Raw genomic sequence first — 22,904 nt, forward strand, 5'->3', positions numbered from 1 at the left:
TGCCAACGTCCGCTCCTGGCGCATAGCCGCCTTGGCTCCGGCTCAGTGTAGATCCAGAAAAACGCACCGAGCTGATGTGCGAGCGTCGATGACGTGACTCAACAACGCTGCCGTTGTCATTGAAAAATTGACGAAATCACCCTCGCGACTGATGACTGCTCAGGGTTATCAATGGAACGCCAATAGATCGTGTTGTTCCAGGAATGCGGCCAACTCGGTCGCCGTCGAGAAAACGGCGCTGCCGCCCACAGCGTCAAGAATACCCTGTACCAGAAGGGCGTCCGTCTCAGCTGCGGCTGATAGGGAAGGAAACTTACCTTCGGAGCGAGCGGTGAGACGAATTGGGGACGCGAAAACCGCGCCGACGCCGTATTCTCGGTGGTCGAGGCGCTTTGCTGAAATGCTCAGCTTCGACCTTGGCATGTAGAATGTGAAGAAGACTGAAGGCCAGCGATCAAGATGATCATCGTCCCAGTCGGTGAACATCTGAGCTTTGGACCAGCGCCGAAATTCATCTTCACGGGTTGGAGCACCTTTAGAGGCGCTCTCCCGGGCTTCTTCGACCGCCCTTTCTGAATGGGACGACCCCGATACAACGAAACCGATACCGTCGAAGACGTCTGGTCGACGCGCGGCCAACTCGATCAAAGAGCCGACTTTGGCCGGCTGTGGATGTCGCTGACTAATCCAAGCTCTCTTCGCTTCGGCGAGGATTTGCCTGTCAACCTGATGGGCTGAACCGTATAGCTTATCAAACCAGGCCGCTGCGGATTGCCAAGCGGCGGAGCAGGCTTCAACCGCGACACCTGCTTCTATCAGGCTGCCCGAAACGGCCGTGCCGAAGCCGATGCCGTTATCGCTCGCATTGGCAGAGCAGACGACGCCACCATTGTCAGACAGATAGACTTTGGCGTGGAGCCCGTCGGCATGGCGCAATCGATCATTGTCAGGAGCCCCAAGCGCGACCAGAGCCTTGGGTGAGGTGCCGCCGGAGCGCGCATCGCAGACGACCAAAGCGTCTTCGACGCCCTGGCCCAATAGCTCTTCGCAATCCGCCCCCCAGTAGGCGACGGCGCAACGAAGCTGTCGACCGGAACATACGTCTCGAATACGTTGGCTCAGAGCATCGCCAAAGAGGAAATCGGTCATTTTGTGTCCTGCAGACGGGCGGTGAGGGCGGAGAAGGCACGCAGCTGATTGTGTCGGTTCTGCGCAGGTTTAGGACGCTGCAGTTTTGAACCGCGTTTTAGGAGTTAGTTCTGGCGACTTAGGAGGCTAAAACCGTGGTTTTAGATGCCTATCGGCGCCTCACACGCGGACGCTTCGGCGCTGAATAGGCCAATGACGTGGCCGTCTTCAGCCCCCCCGCCTCAGCAACCGCCGAAGAGACCTTGAAGGCGGGCCGCGTCGCAAACTTCATCACAATCTTGCCGATCTCATCACCTCGCTTGGCGTCGACGCCGAACACGATGCGCGCCAATAGGGTGTGTGAGTTTGCCGAAGTGATATTGTCCCGGCGGGCTTGAACAGCAACGGCGTCTCGCCAATCGCCCAAGTTTTGAGCGTCCCATCTCTCAAGCCGATCAACCAAATGTGCGGCTTTTTCGACGCTGGTGCGCGCTGATGTGTTTTTCATCGCCAAAACGGGACCGACTGCGAAAAGGTACGGATCTGTAGCCTGCAAGCGCGTGACCTCTATGATGGTTAAGCTATCTATCTCAAGGGTGGGTAAGGCTATGATCTATCAAGCATGAAGGAATGAGGGGGGGCTATGTCTGCATAGTCATATAGATACACAGCACTTTTATAAGAGAGCCTGCGTCAGTCCTCTGCAAGTTGTCATTTTCTGCTTCTACAAGGTGATTTTTCTCCAACGCAGCACACGCTCCCAGGATAGTCGCGGTCTACGAGTCGCGAGATTCGACGATCGAGAACCAAGATTGAGGTGGTCCGGAAGATCTTCCGGACCAAGCCGCGGCGTCAGCATGTTTTCCTGCGGAAGCTCTTCCGCAGCCCTTTCACCCTGTGATTCCTCAGAACTGTAAAGTCTGCACCTAATGAAACACGAGGTGCAAAATGCGGGAGCTGCGAGACTACCGGCGCGAAGAAATCGACCGTCGAAATCGTGAAGTGCAGAAAATCGTCAAGAGAGCGTCGATCTCCGTTCAGCAGAAAACGCAACGAAAAGGAACTGAGATACCAACCAACCTGTGCCAATCCCATGTCGCGCGAGAACGAGAGCTATCCCAGCTTGCGGTACGGCGATTTGAAAGAGCGCGAGCGAGAGGTACTCGAGTTCGCTACATCACCGTATGTCATCCCAAGTGGACATGCGCTGCCGGCGCGCTCACACCCCAGATGCTAATCGAAGCCAGGAACTGGACCAGCCGGAGGGCTCGCAATCTCTCTAAGTTTGGGCAGCAAAGGGTGCTTGGTTTCGTCGATGTCGCTTGGGTGGAACGGAGCGCGGTTGGCGGTGACGACCATTGGAATGTCCACGTTCACTTCCTAGCTTACGTACGGGGCAAAAAGACTTTGCCGGTGTCGGTCTATCGATTGGCGTTCGGATGCCTTACCGATGGCGACCGCGTGAAGAAGCCAGTCCTCGTCAAGACGCCGCCGAGCAGCGACGACCTCTCGCGCGTGCATGAATATTGCTCTCGGGCCCTGCTGCTTCAGAAGAACCAATGTCGAAGATACCTTTTGGATAGCCGCCAACGCCCGTTGATCCGAAAGCTCCATCTCATCGGTGATCGAATGGATGAGCTTGCGCGCGTCATCAATCAGCTCGGTCCAAAGCCCCTCTGGGTTCTCTCAGGTTTGAGAAGGAAGCATGGCAAGGTGGTCAAGCATGACGGACGAAGTGGGCGCTTACCAAGGACCCTCGAGCAAAAGCTAGGATCACGCGGATCGGAAGCTCAGATCGAACGTGATCCGCCGCTTCGGTTTGGGGGAGCGGGCTACGAGGCGGCTGCTCGCCGCAGCCGTTAGAGCCGCCTCGCCGAAGCCGTGACATAGCTGGCTCTCACGATGAGCCGCACAATCGCCGAGGCGGCCCTCGGCCGTTGCGCGGCAGGCCAGCTGGACTTCAGCTGAGGTAATGCCAACCTCTCGAGCCGCCTCGGGGAACTCTGACGTTGGGCTGCGGGCCTACCAGGTTGAAGAACGGCTTGGCTCAGTCGTCAAATCAGCTTGGTCCGCTGCGCCTTGCCCTTGTCGACCGATCCGCAGCCTTGCCGGCGGGCCAACCAGAGCATGGACGTCCAGCGCGGGCTGCTGACCGGTGCGAGCGACAGGTTTGCCGTTTGCTTGGGTCTGAGATGCTGGTGCGCTCGTGGGGCCGTAGCGACACGGTCGGCAAGCAAGCAGCGTATGCTGCTTCCGACGTGTTGCGAATGGCGGGCTAACGGGGTTGCATACCGAAGAGCACCGGCGGCTCGTTCGGGCGTTGGCTGACGCGCGTCTCGCCGCCGGTGTCTCGCAGTATGCGCTAGCCGATCGACTCGGGGTCGATCAGTCTTACGTCTCGAAGTACGAGAGCGGTCGTCGACGGCTCGATGTGATCGAGTTCTTGCGCATCGTCGCTGCACTCAAGCTCGGTCGCAGCGATCTCCACCGGATTCTCGACGAGGCCGCGAGCCGCTGAACTGTCGACCCACGATCGATGCTCAACGACGAAGGTGTCGGCGGTCCTAAAGTGTTGCCGGCCCTCGTTGACCCCAAACTCGACGAAGGCGGCGCGGTCAAGGTCACCGGAATCTCGCAGTGTCAGCGAGCGGCCCGTCACCTTGCGGACGACGCTCCAATGGCAGTCGTTTGGGAGCTGAAAGCAAACGATGGCCACGCGCCGGGGTTTGCCAAGCTCTCGAGAGAGGCGCTCGGCAAAGTCTCGCGGGCCGGAAAAATCCTGGGCGACGAATGGTCGCCTGATAACAAGCGACACCGCATGCTGACGCCGAAGTCCGCGAAATGCGGCCTTTGCACACGCTTCGAGCTCGTCTGCGGTGAGACCATCGCTTAAAGCATCGGCCCATCGTTGTGGCGGCAGCGCCCGAGCCGCGCCACGAAACAGGTCGGCGTAGAGCCGGCGAGAGCGATCTCTGACGTTAAGCTCGCGCAGGGCGTTGGCGATCGCGTAAAGGCCGCACAGGCCATCTAGGGAGCCCTGAAATTCGGTGCGCATCGTCAGTACTCCTCTGCCAGCATGACGACGAGGACGCGCATGCAGCCGGTCTCGCAGCCAGGGTCTACGGCGGCTTGGGTAAGTGACTGGTCGTAGTAGTCGATCTTCCAGAACACCTGCTCGCCATCGATGGACAGCACGCCGAAGTCGTGTTCGCCGTAAGGGTCGTTGGCTTCGTTGAAGTCGTCGTATCTGGCGAGAGCACCCGCGACTGCGACCAGAAACGCGAGGCCTCTCGCCATAACGCCTCGCGTCGCCATCACTCGTCCGCCCCTGCGGTGCTTGCGTAGTTGATCATTGAGCGCACGAACTCGCTCTCGTCTTTCGACGGTCATCTCAGTCTCCAATTTTAAGGGAAGGGCGGCCCGAGGGCCGCAACGTCACGCGAGCGAGAGGCGCTCGATCGAGATCACCAGGACAAACGGCCCCTTTGTTTCGGCAGCGGCATAGGCCTCAGCCTGACCGTCGATGCTCAGTTCCAGCGACATCCTCATGCCGCTCTCGAGGTCGATGCCGCGCGCCTTCAGGCTCTTGGCGTGTCTGCCGATCTTCAGCTGGTCAACGGCAATGGCCACCGGGACCAGCGCGCTCAAGCGTTCGCGGTTCATCGTGCTGCTCCCTGGTAGAGCGACAGAACCAGACGGCGCTGCGCGTCGCTGTCGCCGTCAATATACCCTTGCGTAACCTCGATCGACCGATGGCCAGCGAGCAGCTGAACATCGCGTAGGCTGGCGCCGGCGCGATGCGCCGAGCGAGCAGCCCGTGTGATGAAGGTGCGGCGGCCCGAGTGCGACGAGCAACCAGCCGCGCCGATCTCGCGGTAGAGAGCGACGAACCAGTTGACGATGCTGTTGGCGCGCATCCGCCCGCCGCGACCTGAGCGGATCACCGGGCCGTCTGAGTTGCAGTTCCGGCGGAGGCCCCTCAGGGCCCGAGCAAGCTCAGCCTCGATCGGAATGCGTCGGCCGCCTTCCTTCTTGGCGATCCGGTCGAGAATGGTCAGGGACCGTCCGACGCGGCCGTTGGCGTCGATGACCATCGGCCAGTCGAGCCCCGCGATTTCGCAGGCCCGCAGGCCGCACCGCAGAGACAGCAGCAGCATGACGCGATCTCGTGCGGAGGTCGCGCGTCGACCGATGGCTCTAAGAGCTTTCGCCTCGACGGTAGGAGATATGATTTTGGCTTGGCGGCCAGGCATTGCAGGCACCTTTCAGGCAGGCGAACGCCATCGTCGCGCAGGCAAGGCCGGCGTGATGGAGACGTGCGCTACGTTTTTGAGAAATGCTCAGCGACCTGATCGGTCTACTGCGCGAAACAACCATAGCGGGTTTATAGAAGAAAGTCAAACGATTTCAATCGCAGTTTGGATTGGAGGGCTGTTCGCAACCCTCAATGAAAACACGTTGTTTGCGTTTCTGTCCGATGCTAAATGACAACATCATTTTGGCGTTTGAAATATGCGACGTACACAAATCACCCGGTTGGTCGGTATCGATGCTGGCGTGTTCAACGCGCTTGGCGCCCGTGACCTCTTGCCATTTTCGGCCGAGAGTCGACGGGCGGGGTGGGGGGCCTACACGGCGGATCAAGCTTTTCGCCTTGCGCTATTCCGTGACCTTACGGCAGCTGGACGACCGCAACTGGATGCCGCCAGTTTGGTGCGAGAAGGTTTTGAAGACCTCATGCACCACGCTGAAGGCGCGGCGTCCCCGACACCGGTGATGTTCGGCGCAGTCTGGACCGTCATGGGGGCCAGCGATGAAGCGAGGGCCACAGCTCGCTTCGTTCTGACCGCACCGCTCGGGGGCGTGGATGCCGCAGTAGCTGCGACACTGACGTTGACAGGGCAGGGGGTCGACGCGGTGCAGTCTGTTGTCACGATCAACGCGACGCGGACGCTGGCGAGCCTGCTCGAGCGCGCCAAAGTCAACGACGACCTGGACGAGCGTTTCGTTGAGCTGGCCGCCATCTTCGGCGTGTCGCTGTGACCGAAGCGGCCACCATGCTCGGTGAGCGGGTCAAGCGGTCGGTGCTTCCGATCAGTTGTCCGCCACGCGGCCTCGCCCGCCCGGCGGCGGCTGAATACATTGGCGTCAGCGTCAGCAAGTTCGATCAGATGGTGGCTGATGGCCGCATGCCAAGCGCCAAGGAGATCGACCGCCGCAAGGTTTGGGACCGCCTAGAGTTGGACGAAGCGTTCTCAGCCCTGCCGGCAGAAGAGCCGGTCAATCCATGGGACGACGCGATATGACCAGCAAGCGCCCCGCGAACGTCAGCTATTACCGAGACCGGCAAGGGACGCTGCGTTGGCGCTATCGCAAGAAGAACCAACCCGAAAGCCAAACAAGACACCTCTTCGGCTCGGCCGAGTGGTGGGCTTGGTACGACGCCGCGGTCGCCGCGAAGCTGCCGCCGGTTGGGTCGTCTCGAACGCTGCCCGGTTCGATCGACGCGCTCGCGGTGGCCTATTACGCGTCAGCTGAGTGGGCGGCTCTGAAGCCGACGACCCGCCGGACCTACAAAGACATCATCGATCGGTTTCGAGACTCTCAGCCGAAGGCCAAGCGATGGGGCAGCCTGCCGGCTCGAGACATCGACGCCAAATTTATCCGCAAGGCGATGGACGCCAAGGGCGCGCGCTCAGCGGCCGCCAACAACCTGCTCAAGGTTCTGCGCGCGGTCTTCACCTTCGCTGTCGATCGGGCTTGGCGCGACGACAACCCGACCCAGTTCGTCAAGCCGATCAAACGAAAGAGCGATGGCTTTTCGACCTGGTCTGAAGACGACATCCAAAGCTTCGAAGCGCGGTGGCCGCTGGGATCGAAGGAACGGCTCGCCTTCGACCTGTTACTCTACACCGCGCAGCGCTCGGGCGACGTGCGGCGGATGGGCAGGCAGCATTTGCGCGGCGGCGGCATCGCCGTCGTGCAAGAGAAGACAGGCGAAGCGCTTGAGTTGCCGATTCACCCCAACCTGATGCGCTCACTTGAGAGCGGCGCGGCGGGAGATCTGACCTTTGTTACGACCAAGCTTGGCGCGCCGTACACCGCCAAGGGTTTCAGCCAATGGATCAGCGAGTGCGCCGACAGGGCAGGTTTAGCCAAAGACCGGTCGGCGCATGGTCTGCGAAAGGCGGCGGCGAGGCGATTGGCCGAGGCCGGCTGTTCGGCTCACATGATCATGTCGGTGACCGGTCACCGCAGTCTGAAAGAGGTCGAGCGCTATTGTCGGGCGGCCGGCCAGAAGGCCCTGGCGGTCCAGGCGATGTCGCGCATCGCTGAACAGAGCTAGAACAAAAACTGTCTAACTGAACCTGTGCGACGCAAAGTTAGCCAACGCGAACCTTCCAATATGCTGAATTATAAGTCGAATCCAGCTTGGGTGGCGGACAGGGTGGGATTCGAACCCACGGTAGGCTCTCACCTACGGCGGTTTTCAAGACCGCTGCCTTAAACCACTCGGCCACCTGTCCGTGTCCTGTGAGCGGACACGCCGCATACCCCCAAATGTGGCGTTAACCAAAGCGGAAATGTCGGCGTGGCATCAGGATCGTCTCAAGGATCGGGACGATGGCGACAAGACTTTTCAAGGGCGCATGCATTGTGGCGCTGTTGCCGCTGATGGCGGCTTGCGCCACCGGCGCGCGGCCCGGAAGCGGCGCGCGGATCCCGGTCGTCACCGACCCCGCGCCGATCGTGTCGGGCACCATGCGGCCCTACCAGATCCGCGGTCAGTGGTACCGGCCGTCCGAACAGCCCGACTATGACCAGACCGGCGCGGCCTCCTGGTACGGCGACCAGTTCAACGGTCGTCCGACCGCGACCGGCGAGCGGTTCGACATGTACGCCATGACCGCCGCCCACAAGACCCTGCCGCTCCCGGGGCTGGTGGAGGTCACCAACCTGTCGAACGGGCGCACCATCGTGGTGCGCATCAATGACCGCGGGCCGTTCGTGGACGGCCGCATCATCGATCTGTCGCGCGGCTCCGCGGATGCGCTGGGCATGTTGCAGCAGGGGGTGGCGCAGGTGCGGGTGCGCTACCTGGGCCCCGCGCCGCGTCTCGGGTCGGCCCAGCCGCTGCAGTACGCCGCCGCCGCCCCGCCCGCTCCGGCGGCGCCGCGCCCGCAGCCCGCCGCCGAGGCCGGGACCTTCTGGATTCAGGCGGGATCGTTCGCCGACCGTCGCGCCGCGCGTCGGGTCGCCGACCGGCTGGGCGATCGCGCCACCGTCGATGTGGCGGGGCAGGGCGATTCGCCCCTGTATCGCGTTCTGGTCGGTCCCTGGCCCGATCCGAACGCCGCCGAACACGCCCGTCAGGCCGTTCTGGCGCGGGGCTATGCCGACGCCCTGTTGATATCGGCCCGCTAAGGCTTGCCACCGTCGGCGGCGCCGCCATTGTGCGCCGGTGACCCACGGCAGATTCATTACGTTCGAAGGCGGCGAAGGCGCCGGCAAATCCACGCAGGTCGCGCGGCTGGTTGATCGGCTGCGCGCGCTGGAGATCGACGTGGTGCGCACGCGCGAGCCCGGCGGCTCCACCGGCGCCGAGGAGATCCGCAACATCGCCCTGAACGGCGACGCGGGCCGCTGGTCGCCGCTGACCGAGACCCTGTTGATGTTCGCCGCCCGCAGCGACCATCTCGAAAAGACCATTCGCCCGGCGCTGGACGCGGGCCGCTGGGTGGTCTGTGACCGTTTCGCGGATTCCAGCCGCGCCTATCAGGGCGCCGGCGGCGGCACGCCCGCCGCCTTCATCGAGACCCTGGACGCCGCCGTCGTCGGCGACACCCAGCCGGACCTGACGCTGATTTTCGACCTGCCGGTCGAGGTCGGACTGGAACGCGCCTTCGGCCGCGGCCTGTTCGAGACCCGGTTCGAATCCAAGGGGCTGGAGTTCCACGCGCGCCTGCGCCGCCGCTTCCTCGAGATCGCGCAGGAGAAGGCGGATCGCTGTGTCGTCATCGACGCCACCGGCGACGAGGACACGGTCGCCGCCCGCGTCTGGACCGCCCTCGAGGATCGCCTGCTGTGAGCGAACATCCTCGGGACCGTTTCGACCTGATCCCGGACGCCGCCGCCGAGGCCGCCTTCGTCGACGCCCAGTCGCGCGGGCGGCTGCACCACGCCTGGCTGCTGTGCGGGGTCGAGGGCTCGGGCAAGGCGACCTTCGCCTATCGCGCCGCCCGGCGGCTGCTGGGGGCCGCGCCGGATCCCTCGCGCGGCCCGCTGGGCGCTGATCCCTACGACCCCGTCTCGCGCCAGATCGCGGCCCAGTCCCATCCGGACCTGCTGGTGCTGGAGCGACTGGTCGAGGGCGGCAAGACCAAGAAGTCCATCTCCGTCGATCAGGCCCGCGACCTGCCCGAGTTCTTCTCCAAGAGCCCGTCGCAGGCCCACTATCGCGTCGCCATCATCGATGCCGCCGATGACCTGAACCTGAATGCCGCCAACGCCTTGCTGAAGGTTCTTGAGGAGCCGCCCGAGCGTGGCGTGCTGCTGCTGGTCACCCATGCGCCGGGACGGCTGCTGGCCACCATCCGGTCGCGCTGCCGTCGTCTGGCCTTCCCGGTCTGGCCACAGCACGCGCTGGAGGAGATGGTGCGCAATCGCACCGGCGTCTCGTCCGCCGAGGCCGCGCGCATCGCCAACATGGCCGGCGGCTCGCCCGGTCAGGCCCTGGCCCTGGCGTCGGGCACCACGCTCGAGGCCGACCGGATCGCCCAGGACTGGGTCAATGCCGAACAGGTGGATCGCGCCGAGGCCCTGGCCATCGCCGACAAATTCCGCGGCGCCGAGGGGCAGGACCGGTTCGAGACCCTGATGGAGCGGCTGATCGCCGCCGTGAAGGTTCGGGCGCTGGAGGAGGGGGCGTCCGGCGCCAAATGGGCGGACCTGTGGACGCGGCTTTCGGACCTGCCGGACCGCACCGCCGCCGTCAATCTGGATCGCGGCGACGTGCTCGCCGGGGCGCTCGCCGATCTGCAACGCACCAAGGCCGCCCGCGCATGATCATCGACAGCCACGTCAATCTGCATGCGCCCCAGTTCGACGAGGACCGGGATGACGTGATCGCCCGCGCCCGCGCGGCCGGGGTGCGCCTCATGGTCGAGATTTCCGACAAGCTGTCGACCTTCGAGGCCACCCACGGCCTTGCGATGGCCCATGACGATATCTGGTGCACGGCGGGCGTCCATCCGCACGAGGCGAAGGATTACGCCGACCTGACCGCCGCGCATCTGGCGGAGCTGGCCGGGCGGCCCCGGGTGGTCGGCATCGGCGAGTGCGGGCTCGACTTCCACTACGACCTCAGCCCGCGCGACGTTCAGGCTGCGGTGTTCCGTCAGCATATCGAGGCCTCGCGCCTGACCGGCCTGCCGCTGGTGGTTCACACCCGCGAGGCCGACGCGGTCATGGCCGCGATCCTGGAGGAAGAGCAGGCGAGGGCGCCGTTCAAATTCCTCATGCACTGCTACACCAGTGGACCGGAACTGGCTGAACGGGCTGCGAAACTGGGCGCGTGGTTCTCGGTTTCGGGCATCGCGACCTTCAAGGCGGCGCAGGATGTGCGCGACATTGTCGCCGTCATGCCCGCCGACCGGATCATCGTCGAAACCGACTGCCCCTATCTGGCGCCCATCCCGCATCGCGGCCGCCGCAACGAGCCGGCCTATGTCGGCCATGTGCTGGACAAGCTGGCGGAGATCCGCGGCTGGTCGCGGGACGAGGCCGAGGCGCGCACCACCGACGCCTTCTTCGCCCTGTTCGACCGTATCCCGAGACCCGAGGGCCAATAATGGATGAGAGGATGAGCGAGCTGGACGTCGTCATCCTGGGCAGCGGCTCCTCCGGGGGCGTGCCGCGCGGTGACGGCGACTGGGGCGCCTGCGACCCGGCCGAGCCGAAGAACCGGCGCACCCGCTGCTCGGCCCTGATCCGCCGCCGGGGCGCGGACGGCGTCACCAGCGTCCTGATCGACACCTCGCCCGACCTGAGGGCCCAGATGCTGATGGCCGGGGTCCGGCACGTGGACGCCGTCCTCTACACCCACGACCACGCCGACCAGACCCACGGCATTGATGACCTGCGGGTCTTCGCCATGCGCGCCCACCGCCGTATCCCCGCCTATCTGGACCTCGCGACCCGCGCCGCGCTCGAGGGGCGGTTTCATTATATCTTCGACAGTGTCGAGGGTTATCCGGCGATCCTCGAGCCGCATGACATCCCCGCCCACGGTGTGAACTGGTCCGTCTCCGGCCCCGGCGGCGAGGTGCCGGTGGTCACCTTCGACCAGGCCCACGGGCCGATCCACTCGGTCGGCTATCGTCTGGGACCGGTCGCCTATTCCAGCGATGTGTCCGATCTGGACGACGCCGCGCTGGAAGCCGTGGCCGGTTGCGACCTGTGGGTCGTCGACGCCCTGCGCTGGACGGCCCATCCGACCCACGCCCACGTCGACAAGGCGCTGGACTGGATCGCCCGGTCCGGGGTGAGGCGAGCGGTGCTGACGAACCTGCATATCGATCTGGATTACAACGCCTTGTCGGCGGTTGTTCCGGACAACGTCGAAGTCGCCTACGACGGCTGGAGCGCGCGTCTGTCGCTCTGAGCGGACCCCCGCCTAGCCCAGCAACCGCGCCGCCTGGGGTGCGAAATAGCTCAGCACCCCGGCCGCGCCCGCCCGCTTGAACGCGTGCAGGCTTTCCAGAATAGCGCGATCCTCGTCCAGCCAGCCGTTGGCCATCGAGGCGCGCATCATCGAATACTCGCCGGACACCTGATAGGCGAAGGTCGGCAGTTGGAAGGTCTCGGACACGCGCCGAACGATGTCGAGGTACAGCATGCCCGGCTTGACCATCACGGCGTCGGCGCCCTCGGAGATGTCCATCGCCACCTCGCGCAGGGCCTCGTCCGAGTTGGCATAGTCCATCTGATAGGTCTTCTTGTCGCCGGTCAGGGCCTTCGCCGATCCGACCGCGTCGCGGTAGGGGCCGTAGAAGGCCGAGGCGTATTTGGCCGCGTAGGACATGATCAAGGTGTCGGCGTAGCCATTGGCCTCCAGCGCCTCGCGGATCGCCTGCACCCGGCCGTCCATCATGTCGGACGGCGCCACGATGTCGGCCCCGGCGTGGGCGTGGATGAAGGCCTGTTCGGCCAGCCGCTCCAGCGTCGCGTCGTTGAGGATGCGGTCGCCCTCGACGATGCCGTCATGGCCGTGGTCGGTGTAGCAGTCCAGCGCCACGTCCGTCATGACGCCGATCTCCGGCACGGCGTCCTTGATGGCCTTGATGCAGTCGGGGATCAGGCCGTCCGGATCGGTCGCGCCCGTGCCGACGGCGTCCTTGATGGACCCGTCGACATTGGCGAACAGCGCCACCAGCGGGATGCCCAGGGCATGGGCCTCCTTCGCCGCCTCCGCCGCCGCCTTGGGCGAAAGGCGCGACACGCCCGGCATCGAGGCCACCGGGACCCGGTCCTCCTTGCCGTCATGCACGATCAGCGGCCAGACCAGATCGGCCGGCGTCAGTGTGGTCTCGGCCACCAGACGGCGCACCCAGGGACTGGCGCGCAGACGACGCGGACGGGCGTAGGGGTAGGCGGCAGGCGGGAAGGGCTGGGTCATGGCGGCTCCATAGACCCCTTCTTCCGATGGGAGAAGGTGGCTAGAAGCCCGTGAAAGACTCGAGGAAACACCCATGGACTTCGCCCTCACCGACGACCAGCGCGCCATTCAGGACGCGGCCCGGCAGTTCGCCGAGGCCGAACTGGCCCCGCACAGCGCCGAATGGGATGAGACCAAACATTTCCCGGTCGACGTCATGCGTCACGCGGCCGAGATGGGCTTCTGCGGCATCTACACCGGCGAGGAACACGGCGGCATGGCCCTGGGCCGGGTCGAGGCGGCGCTGATCTTCGAGGAGCTGTCGCGCGGCGACGTCTCCACCGCCGCCTTCATCTCGATCCACAACATGGCGACCTGGATGATCGACAGCTTCGGCTCGGCCGACCTGCGCGCCCGCTATGTGCCGTCGCTGGTGACGATGGAGAAGATCGCCAGCTACTGCCTGACCGAGCCGGGTTCGGGCTCCGACGCCGCCGCCATGCGCACGACCGCGCGGCTGGACGGCGACGAATGGGTGCTGAACGGCTCCAAGGCCTTCATCTCGGGCGCCGGCACGTCGGACGTCTATGTCGTCATGGCCCGCACGGGCGAGCCGGGCGCCAAGGGCATCTCGGCCTTCGTGGTCGGTCTGGGCACGCCCGGCCTGTCGTTCGGCGCGCAGGAGAAGAAGATGGGCTGGAACTCCCAGCCCACGGCCATCGTCAGCTTCGACGACTGCCGCATCCCGGCGGCCAACCTGCTGGGCCAGGAAGGCGACGGCTTCCGCTACGCCATGATGGGGCTGGACGGCGGCCGGCTGAACATCGCCGCCTGTTCGCTGGGCGGCGCCCGCCTGGCCCTCGAAACGGCGCAGGACTACGTCTCGACCCGCAAGCAGTTCGGCAAGGCCTTGGCCGAGTTTCAGAACACCCAGTTCAAACTGGCCGACATGGCCACCCAGCTGGACGCGTGCCGCCTGACGGTCCTGCGCGGCGCCTGGGCCATCGACACCGGCCATCCGGAAAAGACCAAATGGTGCGCCATGGCCAAGCGGTTCACGACGGACGCCTGCTTCCAGATCGCCGACGAGGCCCTGCAGCTGCACGGCGGCTACGGTTATCTGAAGGACTACCCGCTGGAACGCATCGTCCGCGACCTGCGCGTCCACCGCATCCTTGAAGGCACCAACGAGATCATGCGCGTGATCACGGCGCGGGAGATGATGCGGCGATGACGTCGCCCGTCGTCTGCGAACGGACCTATCACACCGAGCGCGACGGCGAGGTCCGTGCGGTTCCGGTGCGCTGGCGCCGGCCGGCCCCGGACCCGCGCGGCGACTGGGCTTGCGAATATGAGATCGAATGGCCGGACCGCGAACCACGGATCGCGAAGGCCTGTGGCGTCGATTCCGTACAGGCGCTGTATCTCGCCCTGCAGTGCGTGGCGACCGAGCTCTACACCGCGAAACCCGCTGTCTTCCTGTTCGAACCCGACGACGTCCTGCATCTGCCCGTCGGGGGTGTCGAAGACCTTGAGGCCGCGCGGACGAAGGGGCGCACGTGACGACCGAGGTCCTGACGCCGCTGGAGATGCTGCTGCAACAGTCAAGGTGACGCCCCCGCCGCGTCGTGCCAACGTCGGGGCGGGAGGACTGTCATCATGAAACTGCTGATCGCCATCGCCGTCGCCGCCCTGATCTCCACGCCCGCCGTCGCCCAGGAGGCGGTGATGGAGGAGGTGGTCGTCACTGGATCGCGCATGATCGAGTGGGATCCGGACGACATTCCGGCGGTCCAGCTCTTCCGTCGCGCCGACAATCTCATCGCCTCGGTGCGGGTCGTGAATGACACGCGGGAGGCCGCCGGCCGCCGTGGCGAACTGATCCAGACCCTGCGCGCGATGGCCCGGCAGGCCGCCGGCCGGGCCGACATCGACCTGTCGATCGAAGCTGACGGCGTTTTGGTCCCGTTGACGGAGGACATGGTGTCGACCCTGACGCTCGGCGTGGACGGCTCGCGCAGCGACACCAGCGTCGCCAGCCTCGTCGTCAAGACGCCCATCTCCGCGACCGATACGCTGGACTCCGCCTCCGGCCGGCTTGAGGCCTTCGTCGAGGGCGTGCCGACCACCGGCCGTTCGGAGGTCGACATCAATGACGAATGGCAGCTGTCGATCGTCGATCCACCACAGTATCGCATGGCCATTCTCGGCCTCATCTCGGCCGACGCCCAGCGCGCCGCGACGACCTTCGGCGGCGGCTACGGCGTTGAGGTCACCGGCATGGAGAACCGCGTCACCTGGCGGCAGTCCGGCCCGCTCGATCTGGGCCTGTTCATTCCCTACAAGATGACCGTGGTTCCCAGGCCCTGAGGCTGGACCCGCCGACCGGGTCGCCGTATCAGCCCGGCATGACCACCGAACCCGAAATCCTCACCCGCGTCGCTTCCGGCCTCGGGATCATCACCCTGAACCGGCCCAAGGCGCTGCACGCGCTGAACCGCGCCATGTGCGACGCCATGATCGCGGCGCTGCTGGCCTGGCGCGAGGATGAGGCGGTCAAGTCGGTGCTGATCGACCACTCCGGCGAGCGCGGCTTCTGCGCCGGCGGCGATATCCGCATGATCGCCGAAAGCGGGGCAGGGGATGCGTCGGAGGCGAAGGCCTTCTTCAAGGCCGAGTACCAGCTGAACCATCTGCTGTTCGAATACCCCAAGGCGGTGACCGCCATCGTCGACGGCATCGTCATGGGCGGCGGCGTCGGCATCAGCGAGCCCGCCGATGTCCGTATCGCCACCGAACGCACCACCTACGCCATGCCTGAGACCGGCATCGGCCTGTTCCCCGATGTCGGCGGCGGCTGGTTCCTGCCGCGCCTGCCGGGTCAGACCGGCGTCTGGCTGGCCCTGACCGGGGCGCGGCTGAAGGCGGCGGACACCGTCTTCCTGGGCATTCACACCCACTATCTGCAGACCGATACACTGGAGGCCTTCCGCGCCATCCTGGCCGCCGATCCGGCCTATCCGATCGATGTCGCCGACGGTCTGGAAGACGACGCGGGCGAGGCCCCGATCGAGGCCCACCTGGACGCCATCGACCGGCTGTTCGCCTTTGACACCGTCGAGGAGATCTTCGCGGCGCTCGAGGCCGACGGCGGCGAGTGGGCGCTGGCCCAGCTGGCCGTGCTGAAAACCAAGTCGCCCCAGTCCCTGAAGGTCAGCCTGCGCCAGCTGCGCACCGGCGCCGGGCTGGAGACCTTCGCCGAAAACATGGCCATGGAATATGCCCTGGGCGGCCGCGTGGTCTCGACCCACGACTTCCAGGAAGGCGTCCGCGCCGTCATCGTCGACAAGGACAATGCGCCGAAGTGGTCGCCCGCCGACCTGTCCGGCGTCACCGACGCCACGCTGGACGCCCTGTTCGCGCCGCTGCCGGAAGACGAGGCCTGGACGCCGCTGCCCTGATCGCGGGAAGCCCTTGCATCCGATCTGAAATCGGCGGCGTATCAGCGGCGTCTTCTGGAGGAAGCCCATGCTGAGAACCGCCGCTGTCGTGGCCTGCGCCGTCGCCCTGTCGGGCTGCCTCATCATCGCCAATGACGGCGAGGAGCGGACGGTCGTCCAGGCCGCTCCGGCCACGACGTCCCTGTCGCCGGAAGCCCGCTACGCCGAGGCCTTGTCGGACAGCCGCCGCCTGCCGGAGGAGGTCGCGCGCGACCCGCTGCGCAAGCCCGCCGACATGCTGGCCTTCATGAACCTTCAGCCGGGTCACGCCGTCGCCGACATCCGGCCCGAGGAAGGCTATTTCACCCGCCTGTTCGCGCCCGTCGTCGGCGCCGGCGGCCACGTCTACGCCTTCGTGCCCAACCAGACCGCCGCGCGCGAGAACGCCTTCGCCGACACCCTGGCCTCGACCTTCCCGAACACCAGCCGCGTCACCGGCGCGCTGGAGACCATGACCTTCGACCAGCCGCTGGACGTGGTCTTCATGGGCGAGGAGTATCACGACTTCACCATCCCCCGCTTCGGCGTGGACGTGGCGGCGATGAACCGTCGGGTGTTCGAGGTGCTCAAGCCCGGCGGCCTCTATGTCATCCTCGATCACCAGGCCGCCGACGGCGCCGGCATCTCCGTCTCGGGCACCCTGCATCGCATCGAGGCCGCCGCCCTGCGCCGCGAGGTCGAGGCCGCCGGTTTTGTCTTCGACGGGGAATCGACGGTGGTGCGCAATCCGGCCGACGATCATTCGGTCACCGTCTTCGACCCGTCCATCCGCGGCCGCAGCGACCGCTTCGTCTACCGGTTCCGCAAGCCGTAGGCGGGCGCGCCTCTTCGTGACTGGCCTTCCCGCGCGACCCCGGCTAACCCGTCGGAAAAGCACAAAGGGAGACGCGCCATGACCACCACCATCGCCTTCATCGGCCTCGGCAATATGGGCGGAGGCATGGCCGCCAACCAGGCGAAGGCGGGTCATACCGTCCTGGCCTTCGACCTGTCTCAGGCCGCGCTGGACCGCGCCGCCGCCGCCGGCTGCACCCCGGTCGCCAGCGTGGCCGAAGCCGTCCGCAACGCCGACATCGTCATCACCATGCTGCCCGCCGGGCCGCATGTCCTGAAGGTCTATTCCGAACAGATCATCGGCGCCGCGCCGTCGAAAGCCCTGCTGCTGGATTGCTCGACCATCGACGTGGACACCGCCCGCAAGGTGGCCGGTCTGGCGAAGGAGGCGGGCTACGCCTTCGCCGACGCCCCCGTGTCCGGCGGCACCATGGCGGCCGACGCCGGGACCCTGGCCTTCATGGTCGGCTGCGACGAGCCCGACTTCACCCGCATCGAGGCCGCGCTGGAGCCCATGAGCCGCGCCACCTTCCGCGCCGGCGACCACGGGGCGGGGCAGGCGGCCAAGATCTGCAACAACATGATCCTCGGCATCACCATGCTGGGCACCTGCGAGGCCATCGGCCTGGCCGAAAAGCTGGGGCTGGACCCGGTCAAGATGTTCGACATCGTCGCCAAATCCTCGGGCCAGAGCTGGTCGACGACGACCTACTATCCGTGGCCCGGCCCGGTCCCCACCGCGCCGTCCAACCGCAACTACGAGGGTGGATTCGCCGCCGCCATGATGCTGAAGGATCTCAAGCTGGCCCAGGACGCCGCCGCCAAGTCCGGCGCCTCGACCCCGCTGGGGGCCCAGACCGAGGCCCTGTTCCAGATGTTCAACGGCCTCGGCTACGGCGACCGCGACTTCTCGGCCATCCTGCAATTGCTGCGCGGCAAGCTGGACGAACTGCCCCGGACCTGATCCGGGCTTGATCCATCTCAATGCGGCGCACAGTCCTTCCGTCGATCCTCGCTCATGCGCACGATCGAAACTGAGAACCGTTATCAATTAGCGAGTTGCGACGATTTAGCCGGCTCCGCTGATAGACTTTCACCCGCACGGGGCGCACATACGCGCCAATCCGACAAGACCATGCGAGTGACAGGGTTGTTCGACTACAAGGCCGCATTCGAAACCGCCGTTGAGCAGGTCAAGAGCGAAGGGCGCTACCGCGTCTTCGCCGACCTCAAGCGCGTCCGTGGCCAGTTTCCGCTGGCGAAGCGTCGCCGCGAGGACGGGTCCGAGCAGGATGTGGTGGTCTGGTGCTCCAACGACTACCTCGGCATGGGCCAGCACCCGGTGGTGCTGGAGGCCATGCAGGCCGAGATCGACGAGGTCGGCGCGGGCGCCGGCGGCACCCGCAACATCTCCGGCACCACCCGTTCGGCGGTCGATCTCGAATCCGAACTGGCCAGCTGGCACCAGAAGGAAGCCGCGCTTCTCTTCACCTCGGGCTACGTCGCCAACGAGGCGACCCTGACCACCCTGCAGCGCATCCTGCCGGGCCTGATCACCTTCTCCGATTCGCTGAACCACGCCTCGATGATCGCGGGCATCCGCAACGGCGGCGGCGAACGGCACATTTTCGCCCACAACGACCTCGAACACCTTGAGGCCCTGCTGGCCGCGGCCCCGGCCGACGCGCCCAAGCTGATCGCCTTCGAGAGCGTCTATTCCATGGATGGCGACATCGCCGATCTGGCCGGCACCATCGCGCTGGCGAAGAAGTACAACGCCCTGACCTATCTGGACGAAGTCCACGCGGTCGGCCTGTACGGCGCGACGGGCGCGGGCGTGGCCGAGCGCGACGGCCTGCTGGACGGCATCGACATCGTCGAATGCACCCTCGGCAAGGCCATCGGCGTCATGGGCGGCTATATCGCCGCCGACGCCGTGATCGTGGACGCGGTCCGCAGCTGGGCCTCGGGCTTCATCTTCACCACCAGCCTGCCGCCCGCCCTGACCGCCGGCGCCCTGGCCTCGGTGCGTCACCTCAAGGCCCACCCGGAGCTGCGCGCCGCCCATCAGGAGCGCGCCGCCACCCTGAAGGCCCGCTTCGCCGCCGCCGGCATCCCGGTGATGGAGAGCGTCAGCCACATCGTCCCGGTCTTCGTGGGCGATCCGGTGCACACCAAGATGATCTCGGACATGCTGCTCGAGCAGTACGGGGTCTACGTCCAGCCGATCAACTATCCGACCGTCCCCAAGGGCACGGAGCGCCTGCGCTTCACCCCGTCGCCGAACCACACCGATGCGATGATGGACGATCTGGTCAAGGCGATGGACGCCCTGTGGACCCACTGCAACGTGGTCCGTCTTCCTGCCGTCGCCTGAGGCGGATGACGCGACCGGCCGGTCCGCTTTCGAGCGGTTCATCCTCGACAATCTGACGCTCGCGCCTTCGCCCGCGCGGCCGGACCTCCGCCTGTACGCCGCCCATGCGGCCAGCGGTCTGGATCGCCTGTCCGTCGATGACGCCGCCCCCGCGCCCTACTGGGCTTACGGCTGGGGCGGAGGAGCGGCTCTGGCGCTGTACCTCGAGGACCATCCCGACGCCGTCGCGGGCCGACGGGTGCTCGACTTCGGCTGCGGTTCGGGTCTGGTCGGAATCGCGGCGATGAAGGCGGGCGCCGCCTCGGTGCTGGCGGTCGACATCGACCCACACGCCGTCGTCGCCACGCGACTGAACGCAGAGGCGAACAATGTAACCGTCCAAACCCTTAGCGCCGACCTGCTGGACGGTCCGCCGCCCGCCGTCGAGGTCGTGCTGGCCGGGGATGTCTTCTACAGCCGCGCCCTGGCCCGCCGGACGTTGCCCTTCCTGCGCCGGTGTCGAGATGCGGGCCTGTCGGTCCTGATCGGCGATCCGGGGCGGCCGACCCTGCCGCGCAGCCGGCTGATGCAGGTCGCGGCCCTCGACGCGCCCGATTTCGGCAGTCCGGCCCCGCGCCCGGCGGCCGTCTATCGGCTGCGCGGCCCTGCGCGGAGTTGACGCCGGACCGTCACCGTTCAGACTGGCGGCGAACGAAAGGGCACGGCGATGCGCGACGATCCGGGCGAAGTCATCTTCGAACTGACCCGCAACGGTCCGTATCTGAAATGCGCGGCCATCCATGTCGCGACGGGCCGCGAGGTCTCCGCCATCGGCCCGGTGCAGGAGCCGGAAGGGCTGAAACGCGTGGCGCTGGCCAAGCTCAAACGGGCCCTCACCGCCGGGTGAACCACCAGATGTTGTGGTTGCGGTCTTCGGGGCCTAAATGAAGCGCCGCCATTTTCGGGGATTCCCAGTGACCGCCTACACCCACGCCGACTACTTCTCGAAGTCCCTCGCCGACGCCGATCCCGATATCTTCAACGGGATCCGGGGCGAGCTGGGCCGTCAGCAGGAGCAGATCGAACTGATCGCCTCCGAGAACATCGTCTCCCAGGCGGTTCTGGACGCCCAGGGCTCGGTCCTGACCAACAAATACGCCGAGGGCTATCCCGGCCGCCGCTACTATGGCGGCTGCGAGTTCGTCGACGTCACCGAGAACCTGGCCCGTGAGCGCGCCAAGCAACTGTTCGGCGCCGCCTTCGCCAACGTCCAGCCCCACTCGGGCGCCCAGGCCAACCAGGCGGTCTTCTTCACCCTGCTGCAGCCCGGCGACACCTTCCTCGGCATGGATCTGGCCTGTGGCGGTCACCTGACCCACGGCTCGCCCGCCAACCAGTCCGGCAAGTGGTTCCGCCCCGTGACCTACAAGGTCCGCGAGGACGATTGCCTGATCGACTACGACCACGTCGCCGAAATGGCCGAGCGTGAAAAGCCGAAGCTGATCATCGCCGGGGCCAGCGCCTACAGCCGCCACATCGACTTCAGACGCTTCCGCGAGATCGCGGATTCGGTCGGCGCCTACCTGATGGTGGACATGGCCCACTATGCGGGCCTGATCGCCGGCGGCGTCTATCCCGACCCGCTGCCGCACGCGCACGTCGTCACCACCACGACCCACAAGACCCTGCGCGGTCCGCGCGGCGGCATGATCCTGTCCAACGACATCGAGCTGGGCAAGAAGATCAACTCGGCCGTCTTCCCCGGCCTGCAGGGCGGGCCGCTGGAGCATGTCATCGCCGCCAAGGCCGTGGCCTTCGGTGAAGCCCTGAAGCCCGAGTTCAAGCTCTACGCCCAACAGGTCGTGAAGAACGCCCAGGCCCTGTCGGCGGTCCTGATCGACCGCGGCCTCGCCATCGTCTCGGGCGGCACCGACAGCCACCTGGCCTTGGTCGACCTGCGGCCCAAGGGCGTCACCGGCAAGGCCACCGAGCACGAGCTCGAGAAGGCGCTGATGACCTGCAACAAGAACGGCGTGCCGTTCGACACCGCCCCCTTCACCATCACCTCCGGCGTCCGTCTGGGCACCCCGGCGGGCACCACGCGCGGCTTCGGTGAGGAAGAGTTCAAACAGATCGGCCACTGGATCGCCGACGTCGTCTCGTCGATGAACGGCGGGGACGAGGCTGATCCGGCCGTGGTCGCATCGGTCGCCGCCCAGGTGCGCGAGCTGACGCACCGCTTCCCGATCTACGGATAAAGCGCCGATGAAGTGCCCCTTCTGCGGAAATCAGGACACCCAGGTGAAGGACAGCCGCCCGTCGGATGACGGCGCGGCCATCCGTCGTCGCCGGTCCTGCCCGCAGTGCAACGGGCGCTTCACCACCTTCGAGCGGGTTCAGCTGCGCGAACTGGTCATCCTCAAGCGCAACGGCCGCCGCACGCCCTTCGACCGGGACAAGCTGGAACGCTCGCTCGGCATCGCCCTGCGCAAACGCCCGGTCCAGCCGGAACAGATCGAACAGTTGGTCAGCCGCATCACCCGGCAGCTGGAAAGCCTGGGTGAAACCGAGGTCCCGTCCTCGACCGTCGGCGACTTCATCATGAAGGCGCTCAAGGGCGTCGATGAGGTCGCCTATGTCCGCTACGCCTCGGTGTACAAGGACTTCCGTCACACCGGCGACTTCGCCCGCTTCCTCGGTGACGAGGGTCTGGACGACGAGTCGAACGGCCGCTGATGTCCGCGTCCCCGATCAGAGTGGCCGTGACCCTCAAGATCGCGACCTCTCTCGACGGGCGGATCGCGATGGCGTCCGGCGAAAGCCGGTGGATCACCGGCGAGGCCGCGCGGCTTGAAGGCCACCGCCTGCGCGCCGCCCATGACGCCATTCTGGTCGGTGTCGGCACGGTTCTGGCCGACGATCCCGCTCTGACGGTCCGCCTGCCGGGGCGTGCGGTCGATCAGCCCCTGCGGGTGGTGCTGGACAGCGGCTTGCGGACACCCGTGACGGCGAAGGTGGCGACCGGCGACACGCTGATCCTGACCGTGGCCGAGCCCGCGTCTGTCGGCGCCGCCCGGGTTGAACGCATCGAGGCCGAGGACGGCCGTCCGGCGCCCCGCGCCGTGCTCGCCGCCCTCGCGAAAGCGGGCGTCGCTTCCGTCCTGATCGAGGGCGGAGGGCAGGTCGCCGCCGCCTTCCTGCGCGCCGGTCTGGTGAACCGCATCGAATGGTTCCGCGCCCCGATCCTGCTGGGCGCCGAGGGATTGCCCTGCGTGGCCGCGCTGGCCCTTGCGAAGCTGGCCGACGCCCCCAAGTTCCGGCGGCTGTCCGCCGAACCCGTCGGCGACGACCTGTGGGAACGCTATGACGCCGTCCGCTGAGCTGCGCCCGACCGAAGCGACCGATGCGATCGAAGCGACCGAAGCGGAGT

At 66.0% G+C, this 22,904-nt stretch carries 28 protein-coding genes and 1 tRNA gene; 22 read left to right on the forward strand and 7 right to left on the reverse strand.

Annotated elements, in window-relative coordinates:
* Positions 1 to 168: 168 nt before the first annotated feature.
* Entirely contained in the window at positions 169 to 1,149 is a 981-nt protein-coding gene (locus tag ACW174_RS13560; protein WP_492014972.1) for a phospholipase D-like domain-containing protein, read from the reverse strand.
* 148 nt (positions 1,150 to 1,297) lie between these two features.
* Positions 1,298 to 1,684: a hypothetical protein gene (locus tag ACW174_RS13565; RefSeq protein WP_492014973.1), complete on the reverse strand. Its 387-nt coding sequence runs from the start codon at positions 1,682 to 1,684 to the stop codon at positions 1,298 to 1,300.
* Positions 1,685 to 3,448: 1,764 nt separating this feature from the next.
* Here ACW174_RS13565 and ACW174_RS13570 point away from each other — a divergent pair.
* Both ACW174_RS13570 and ACW174_RS13575 read left to right on the forward strand, forming a co-directional pair.
* A complete protein-coding gene (locus ACW174_RS13570) occupies positions 3,449 to 3,646 on the forward strand; it encodes a helix-turn-helix domain-containing protein (RefSeq protein WP_492017284.1) in 198 nt (65 codons plus the stop codon).
* Between the two features lie 18 nt (positions 3,647 to 3,664).
* Positions 3,665 to 4,021, forward strand: a complete 357-nt coding sequence (locus tag ACW174_RS13575; RefSeq protein WP_492014974.1) for a hypothetical protein — start codon at positions 3,665 to 3,667, stop codon at positions 4,019 to 4,021.
* A 164-nt stretch (positions 4,022 to 4,185) separates the two neighbouring features.
* Here the strand turns inward: ACW174_RS13575 and ACW174_RS13580 are convergent, their stop codons facing one another.
* Genes ACW174_RS13580 through ACW174_RS13590 form a run of 3 tightly spaced genes read right to left on the reverse strand, consistent with a single transcriptional unit; the run spans position 4,186 to position 5,285 of the window.
* Positions 4,186 to 4,518: a DUF3768 domain-containing protein gene (locus tag ACW174_RS13580; protein ID WP_492014975.1), complete on the reverse strand. Its 333-nt coding sequence runs from the start codon at positions 4,516 to 4,518 to the stop codon at positions 4,186 to 4,188.
* A gap of 45 nt (positions 4,519 to 4,563) precedes the next feature.
* Complete coding sequence (locus tag ACW174_RS13585) at positions 4,564 to 4,791, reverse strand: hypothetical protein (protein ID WP_492014976.1); 228 nt, start codon at positions 4,789 to 4,791, stop codon at positions 4,564 to 4,566.
* Positions 4,788 to 5,285, reverse strand: a complete 498-nt coding sequence (locus ACW174_RS13590) for a tyrosine-type recombinase/integrase (protein ID WP_492014977.1) — start codon at positions 5,283 to 5,285, stop codon at positions 4,788 to 4,790. The genes ACW174_RS13585 and ACW174_RS13590 overlap by 4 nt, the downstream gene beginning before the upstream one ends.
* Positions 5,286 to 5,640: 355 nt before the next feature.
* Here ACW174_RS13590 and ACW174_RS13595 point away from each other — a divergent pair, with 355 nt between their 5' ends.
* The 3 genes from ACW174_RS13595 to ACW174_RS13605 are packed head-to-tail and all read left to right on the forward strand — an operon-like array spanning position 5,641 to position 7,474.
* Positions 5,641 to 6,171 (forward strand): hypothetical protein, encoded by a 531-nt coding sequence (locus tag ACW174_RS13595; protein WP_492014978.1) that lies wholly within the window; start codon positions 5,641 to 5,643, stop codon positions 6,169 to 6,171.
* Positions 6,168 to 6,434, forward strand: a complete 267-nt coding sequence (locus tag ACW174_RS13600) for an XRE family transcriptional regulator (RefSeq protein ID WP_492014979.1) — start codon at positions 6,168 to 6,170, stop codon at positions 6,432 to 6,434. The genes ACW174_RS13595 and ACW174_RS13600 overlap by 4 nt, the downstream gene beginning before the upstream one ends.
* Positions 6,431 to 7,474, forward strand: coding sequence for a tyrosine-type recombinase/integrase (locus ACW174_RS13605; protein ID WP_492014980.1), 1,044 nt, complete (start codon positions 6,431 to 6,433; stop codon positions 7,472 to 7,474). Before ACW174_RS13600 ends, ACW174_RS13605 begins: the two co-directional genes overlap by 4 nt.
* A 91-nt stretch (positions 7,475 to 7,565) precedes the next feature.
* Here ACW174_RS13605 and ACW174_RS13610 read toward each other — a convergent pair.
* Positions 7,566 to 7,655, reverse strand: a tRNA-Ser gene (locus tag ACW174_RS13610).
* A 97-nt stretch (positions 7,656 to 7,752) separates the two neighbouring features.
* Between ACW174_RS13610 and ACW174_RS13615 the strand changes: the two genes are divergently transcribed.
* Genes ACW174_RS13615 through ACW174_RS13635 form a run of 5 tightly spaced genes read left to right on the forward strand, consistent with a single transcriptional unit; the run spans position 7,753 to position 11,791 of the window.
* Entirely contained in the window at positions 7,753 to 8,553 is an 801-nt protein-coding gene (locus tag ACW174_RS13615; protein WP_492014981.1) for a septal ring lytic transglycosylase RlpA family protein, read from the forward strand.
* Positions 8,554 to 8,590: 37 nt separating this feature from the next.
* Complete coding sequence (tmk, locus tag ACW174_RS13620; RefSeq protein WP_492014982.1) at positions 8,591 to 9,217, forward strand: dTMP kinase; 627 nt, start codon at positions 8,591 to 8,593, stop codon at positions 9,215 to 9,217.
* Positions 9,214 to 10,194, forward strand: coding sequence for a DNA polymerase III subunit delta' (locus ACW174_RS13625; protein WP_492014983.1), 981 nt, complete (start codon positions 9,214 to 9,216; stop codon positions 10,192 to 10,194). Before tmk ends, ACW174_RS13625 begins: the two co-directional genes overlap by 4 nt.
* Positions 10,191 to 10,979, forward strand: coding sequence for a TatD family hydrolase (locus ACW174_RS13630; RefSeq protein ID WP_492014984.1), 789 nt, complete (start codon positions 10,191 to 10,193; stop codon positions 10,977 to 10,979). The genes ACW174_RS13625 and ACW174_RS13630 overlap by 4 nt, the downstream gene beginning before the upstream one ends.
* 11 nt (positions 10,980 to 10,990) lie before the next feature.
* Positions 10,991 to 11,791 (forward strand): MBL fold metallo-hydrolase, encoded by an 801-nt coding sequence (locus ACW174_RS13635; protein ID WP_492014985.1) that lies wholly within the window; start codon positions 10,991 to 10,993, stop codon positions 11,789 to 11,791.
* 12 nt (positions 11,792 to 11,803) lie between these two features.
* Here ACW174_RS13635 and hemB read toward each other — a convergent pair whose 3' ends face one another.
* Positions 11,804 to 12,805 carry a porphobilinogen synthase gene (gene hemB, locus ACW174_RS13640; protein ID WP_492014986.1) on the reverse strand — a complete coding sequence of 334 codons (1,002 nt, stop codon included), beginning with the start codon at positions 12,803 to 12,805 and terminating at the stop codon, positions 11,804 to 11,806.
* 73 nt (positions 12,806 to 12,878) lie between these two features.
* Here hemB and ACW174_RS13645 point away from each other — a divergent pair, with 73 nt between their 5' ends.
* The 12 genes from ACW174_RS13645 to ACW174_RS13700 all read left to right on the forward strand — a co-directional run bounded on the left by ACW174_RS13645 (position 12,879) and on the right by ACW174_RS13700 (position 22,854).
* Positions 12,879 to 14,018, forward strand: a complete 1,140-nt coding sequence (locus tag ACW174_RS13645; RefSeq protein WP_492014987.1) for an acyl-CoA dehydrogenase family protein — start codon at positions 12,879 to 12,881, stop codon at positions 14,016 to 14,018.
* On the forward strand, positions 14,015 to 14,347 hold the full coding sequence (locus ACW174_RS13650; RefSeq protein WP_492014988.1) for a DUF6968 family protein: 333 nt from the start codon (positions 14,015 to 14,017) through the stop codon (positions 14,345 to 14,347). The genes ACW174_RS13645 and ACW174_RS13650 overlap by 4 nt, the downstream gene beginning before the upstream one ends.
* 96 nt (positions 14,348 to 14,443) lie before the next feature.
* The gene (locus ACW174_RS13655) at positions 14,444 to 15,154 is read left to right on the forward strand and encodes a hypothetical protein (protein WP_492014989.1); all 711 of its coding nucleotides are present in this window, start codon (positions 14,444 to 14,446) and stop codon (positions 15,152 to 15,154) included.
* Positions 15,155 to 15,192: 38 nt separating this feature from the next.
* Positions 15,193 to 16,245, forward strand: a complete 1,053-nt coding sequence (locus tag ACW174_RS13660; protein WP_492014990.1) for an enoyl-CoA hydratase/isomerase family protein — start codon at positions 15,193 to 15,195, stop codon at positions 16,243 to 16,245.
* Between the two features lie 67 nt (positions 16,246 to 16,312).
* Positions 16,313 to 17,098, forward strand: a complete 786-nt coding sequence (locus tag ACW174_RS13665; RefSeq protein ID WP_492014991.1) for a class I SAM-dependent methyltransferase — start codon at positions 16,313 to 16,315, stop codon at positions 17,096 to 17,098.
* A 78-nt stretch (positions 17,099 to 17,176) separates the two neighbouring features.
* Complete coding sequence (gene mmsB / locus ACW174_RS13670) at positions 17,177 to 18,082, forward strand: 3-hydroxyisobutyrate dehydrogenase (RefSeq protein WP_492014992.1); 906 nt, start codon at positions 17,177 to 17,179, stop codon at positions 18,080 to 18,082.
* Between the two features lie 171 nt (positions 18,083 to 18,253).
* Positions 18,254 to 19,495: a 5-aminolevulinate synthase gene (gene hemA / locus ACW174_RS13675; protein ID WP_492014993.1), complete on the forward strand. Its 1,242-nt coding sequence runs from the start codon at positions 18,254 to 18,256 to the stop codon at positions 19,493 to 19,495.
* A 196-nt stretch (positions 19,496 to 19,691) separates the two neighbouring features.
* Positions 19,692 to 20,153, forward strand: a complete 462-nt coding sequence (locus tag ACW174_RS13680; RefSeq protein ID WP_492017285.1) for a class I SAM-dependent methyltransferase — start codon at positions 19,692 to 19,694, stop codon at positions 20,151 to 20,153.
* Positions 20,154 to 20,201: 48 nt separating this feature from the next.
* Positions 20,202 to 20,381, forward strand: a complete 180-nt coding sequence (locus ACW174_RS13685) for a DUF6898 family protein (RefSeq protein WP_492014994.1) — start codon at positions 20,202 to 20,204, stop codon at positions 20,379 to 20,381.
* Positions 20,382 to 20,418: 37 nt separating this feature from the next.
* A complete protein-coding gene (gene glyA, locus ACW174_RS13690) occupies positions 20,419 to 21,732 on the forward strand; it encodes a serine hydroxymethyltransferase (RefSeq protein ID WP_492014995.1) in 1,314 nt (437 codons plus the stop codon).
* A gap of 7 nt (positions 21,733 to 21,739) precedes the next feature.
* On the forward strand, positions 21,740 to 22,210 hold the full coding sequence (nrdR, locus tag ACW174_RS13695; protein WP_492014996.1) for a transcriptional regulator NrdR: 471 nt from the start codon (positions 21,740 to 21,742) through the stop codon (positions 22,208 to 22,210).
* A 26-nt stretch (positions 22,211 to 22,236) separates the two neighbouring features.
* Entirely contained in the window at positions 22,237 to 22,854 is a 618-nt protein-coding gene (locus ACW174_RS13700) for a RibD family protein (RefSeq protein ID WP_492014997.1), read from the forward strand.
* Positions 22,855 to 22,904: the final 50 nt, after the last annotated feature.

The organism is Brevundimonas sp. AVps31, from assembly GCF_058681355.1.

What these genes read in the sequence shown, in the direction of transcription:
- ACW174_RS13560 (WP_492014972.1), bottom strand. Translation starts at nt 1,149, where the DNA reads ATGACCGATTTCCTCTTTGGCGATGCTCTGAGCCAACGTATTCGAGAC.
- ACW174_RS13575 (WP_492014974.1), top strand. Translation starts at nt 3,665, where the DNA reads ATGCTCAACGACGAAGGTGTCGGCGGTCCTAAAGTGTTGCCGGCCCTC.
- ACW174_RS13580 (WP_492014975.1), bottom strand. Translation starts at nt 4,518, where the DNA reads ATGACCGTCGAAAGACGAGAGCGAGTTCGTGCGCTCAATGATCAACTA.
- ACW174_RS13585 (WP_492014976.1), bottom strand. Translation starts at nt 4,791, where the DNA reads ATGAACCGCGAACGCTTGAGCGCGCTGGTCCCGGTGGCCATTGCCGTT.
- ACW174_RS13590 (WP_492014977.1), bottom strand. Translation starts at nt 5,285, where the DNA reads ATGCTGCTGCTGTCTCTGCGGTGCGGCCTGCGGGCCTGCGAAATCGCG.
- ACW174_RS13595 (WP_492014978.1), top strand. Translation starts at nt 5,641, where the DNA reads ATGCGACGTACACAAATCACCCGGTTGGTCGGTATCGATGCTGGCGTG.
- ACW174_RS13605 (WP_492014980.1), top strand. Translation starts at nt 6,431, where the DNA reads ATGACCAGCAAGCGCCCCGCGAACGTCAGCTATTACCGAGACCGGCAA.
- ACW174_RS13615 (WP_492014981.1), top strand. Translation starts at nt 7,753, where the DNA reads ATGGCGACAAGACTTTTCAAGGGCGCATGCATTGTGGCGCTGTTGCCG.
- ACW174_RS13630 (WP_492014984.1), top strand. Translation starts at nt 10,191, where the DNA reads ATGATCATCGACAGCCACGTCAATCTGCATGCGCCCCAGTTCGACGAG.
- ACW174_RS13635 (WP_492014985.1), top strand. Translation starts at nt 10,991, where the DNA reads ATGAGCGAGCTGGACGTCGTCATCCTGGGCAGCGGCTCCTCCGGGGGC.
- hemB (WP_492014986.1), bottom strand. Translation starts at nt 12,805, where the DNA reads ATGACCCAGCCCTTCCCGCCTGCCGCCTACCCCTACGCCCGTCCGCGT.
- ACW174_RS13645 (WP_492014987.1), top strand. Translation starts at nt 12,879, where the DNA reads ATGGACTTCGCCCTCACCGACGACCAGCGCGCCATTCAGGACGCGGCC.
- ACW174_RS13650 (WP_492014988.1), top strand. Translation starts at nt 14,015, where the DNA reads ATGACGTCGCCCGTCGTCTGCGAACGGACCTATCACACCGAGCGCGAC.
- ACW174_RS13655 (WP_492014989.1), top strand. Translation starts at nt 14,444, where the DNA reads ATGAAACTGCTGATCGCCATCGCCGTCGCCGCCCTGATCTCCACGCCC.
- ACW174_RS13660 (WP_492014990.1), top strand. Translation starts at nt 15,193, where the DNA reads ATGACCACCGAACCCGAAATCCTCACCCGCGTCGCTTCCGGCCTCGGG.
- ACW174_RS13665 (WP_492014991.1), top strand. Translation starts at nt 16,313, where the DNA reads ATGCTGAGAACCGCCGCTGTCGTGGCCTGCGCCGTCGCCCTGTCGGGC.
- mmsB (WP_492014992.1), top strand. Translation starts at nt 17,177, where the DNA reads ATGACCACCACCATCGCCTTCATCGGCCTCGGCAATATGGGCGGAGGC.
- hemA (WP_492014993.1), top strand. Translation starts at nt 18,254, where the DNA reads ATGCGAGTGACAGGGTTGTTCGACTACAAGGCCGCATTCGAAACCGCC.
- ACW174_RS13685 (WP_492014994.1), top strand. Translation starts at nt 20,202, where the DNA reads ATGCGCGACGATCCGGGCGAAGTCATCTTCGAACTGACCCGCAACGGT.
- glyA (WP_492014995.1), top strand. Translation starts at nt 20,419, where the DNA reads ATGAAGCGCCGCCATTTTCGGGGATTCCCAGTGACCGCCTACACCCAC.
- nrdR (WP_492014996.1), top strand. Translation starts at nt 21,740, where the DNA reads ATGAAGTGCCCCTTCTGCGGAAATCAGGACACCCAGGTGAAGGACAGC.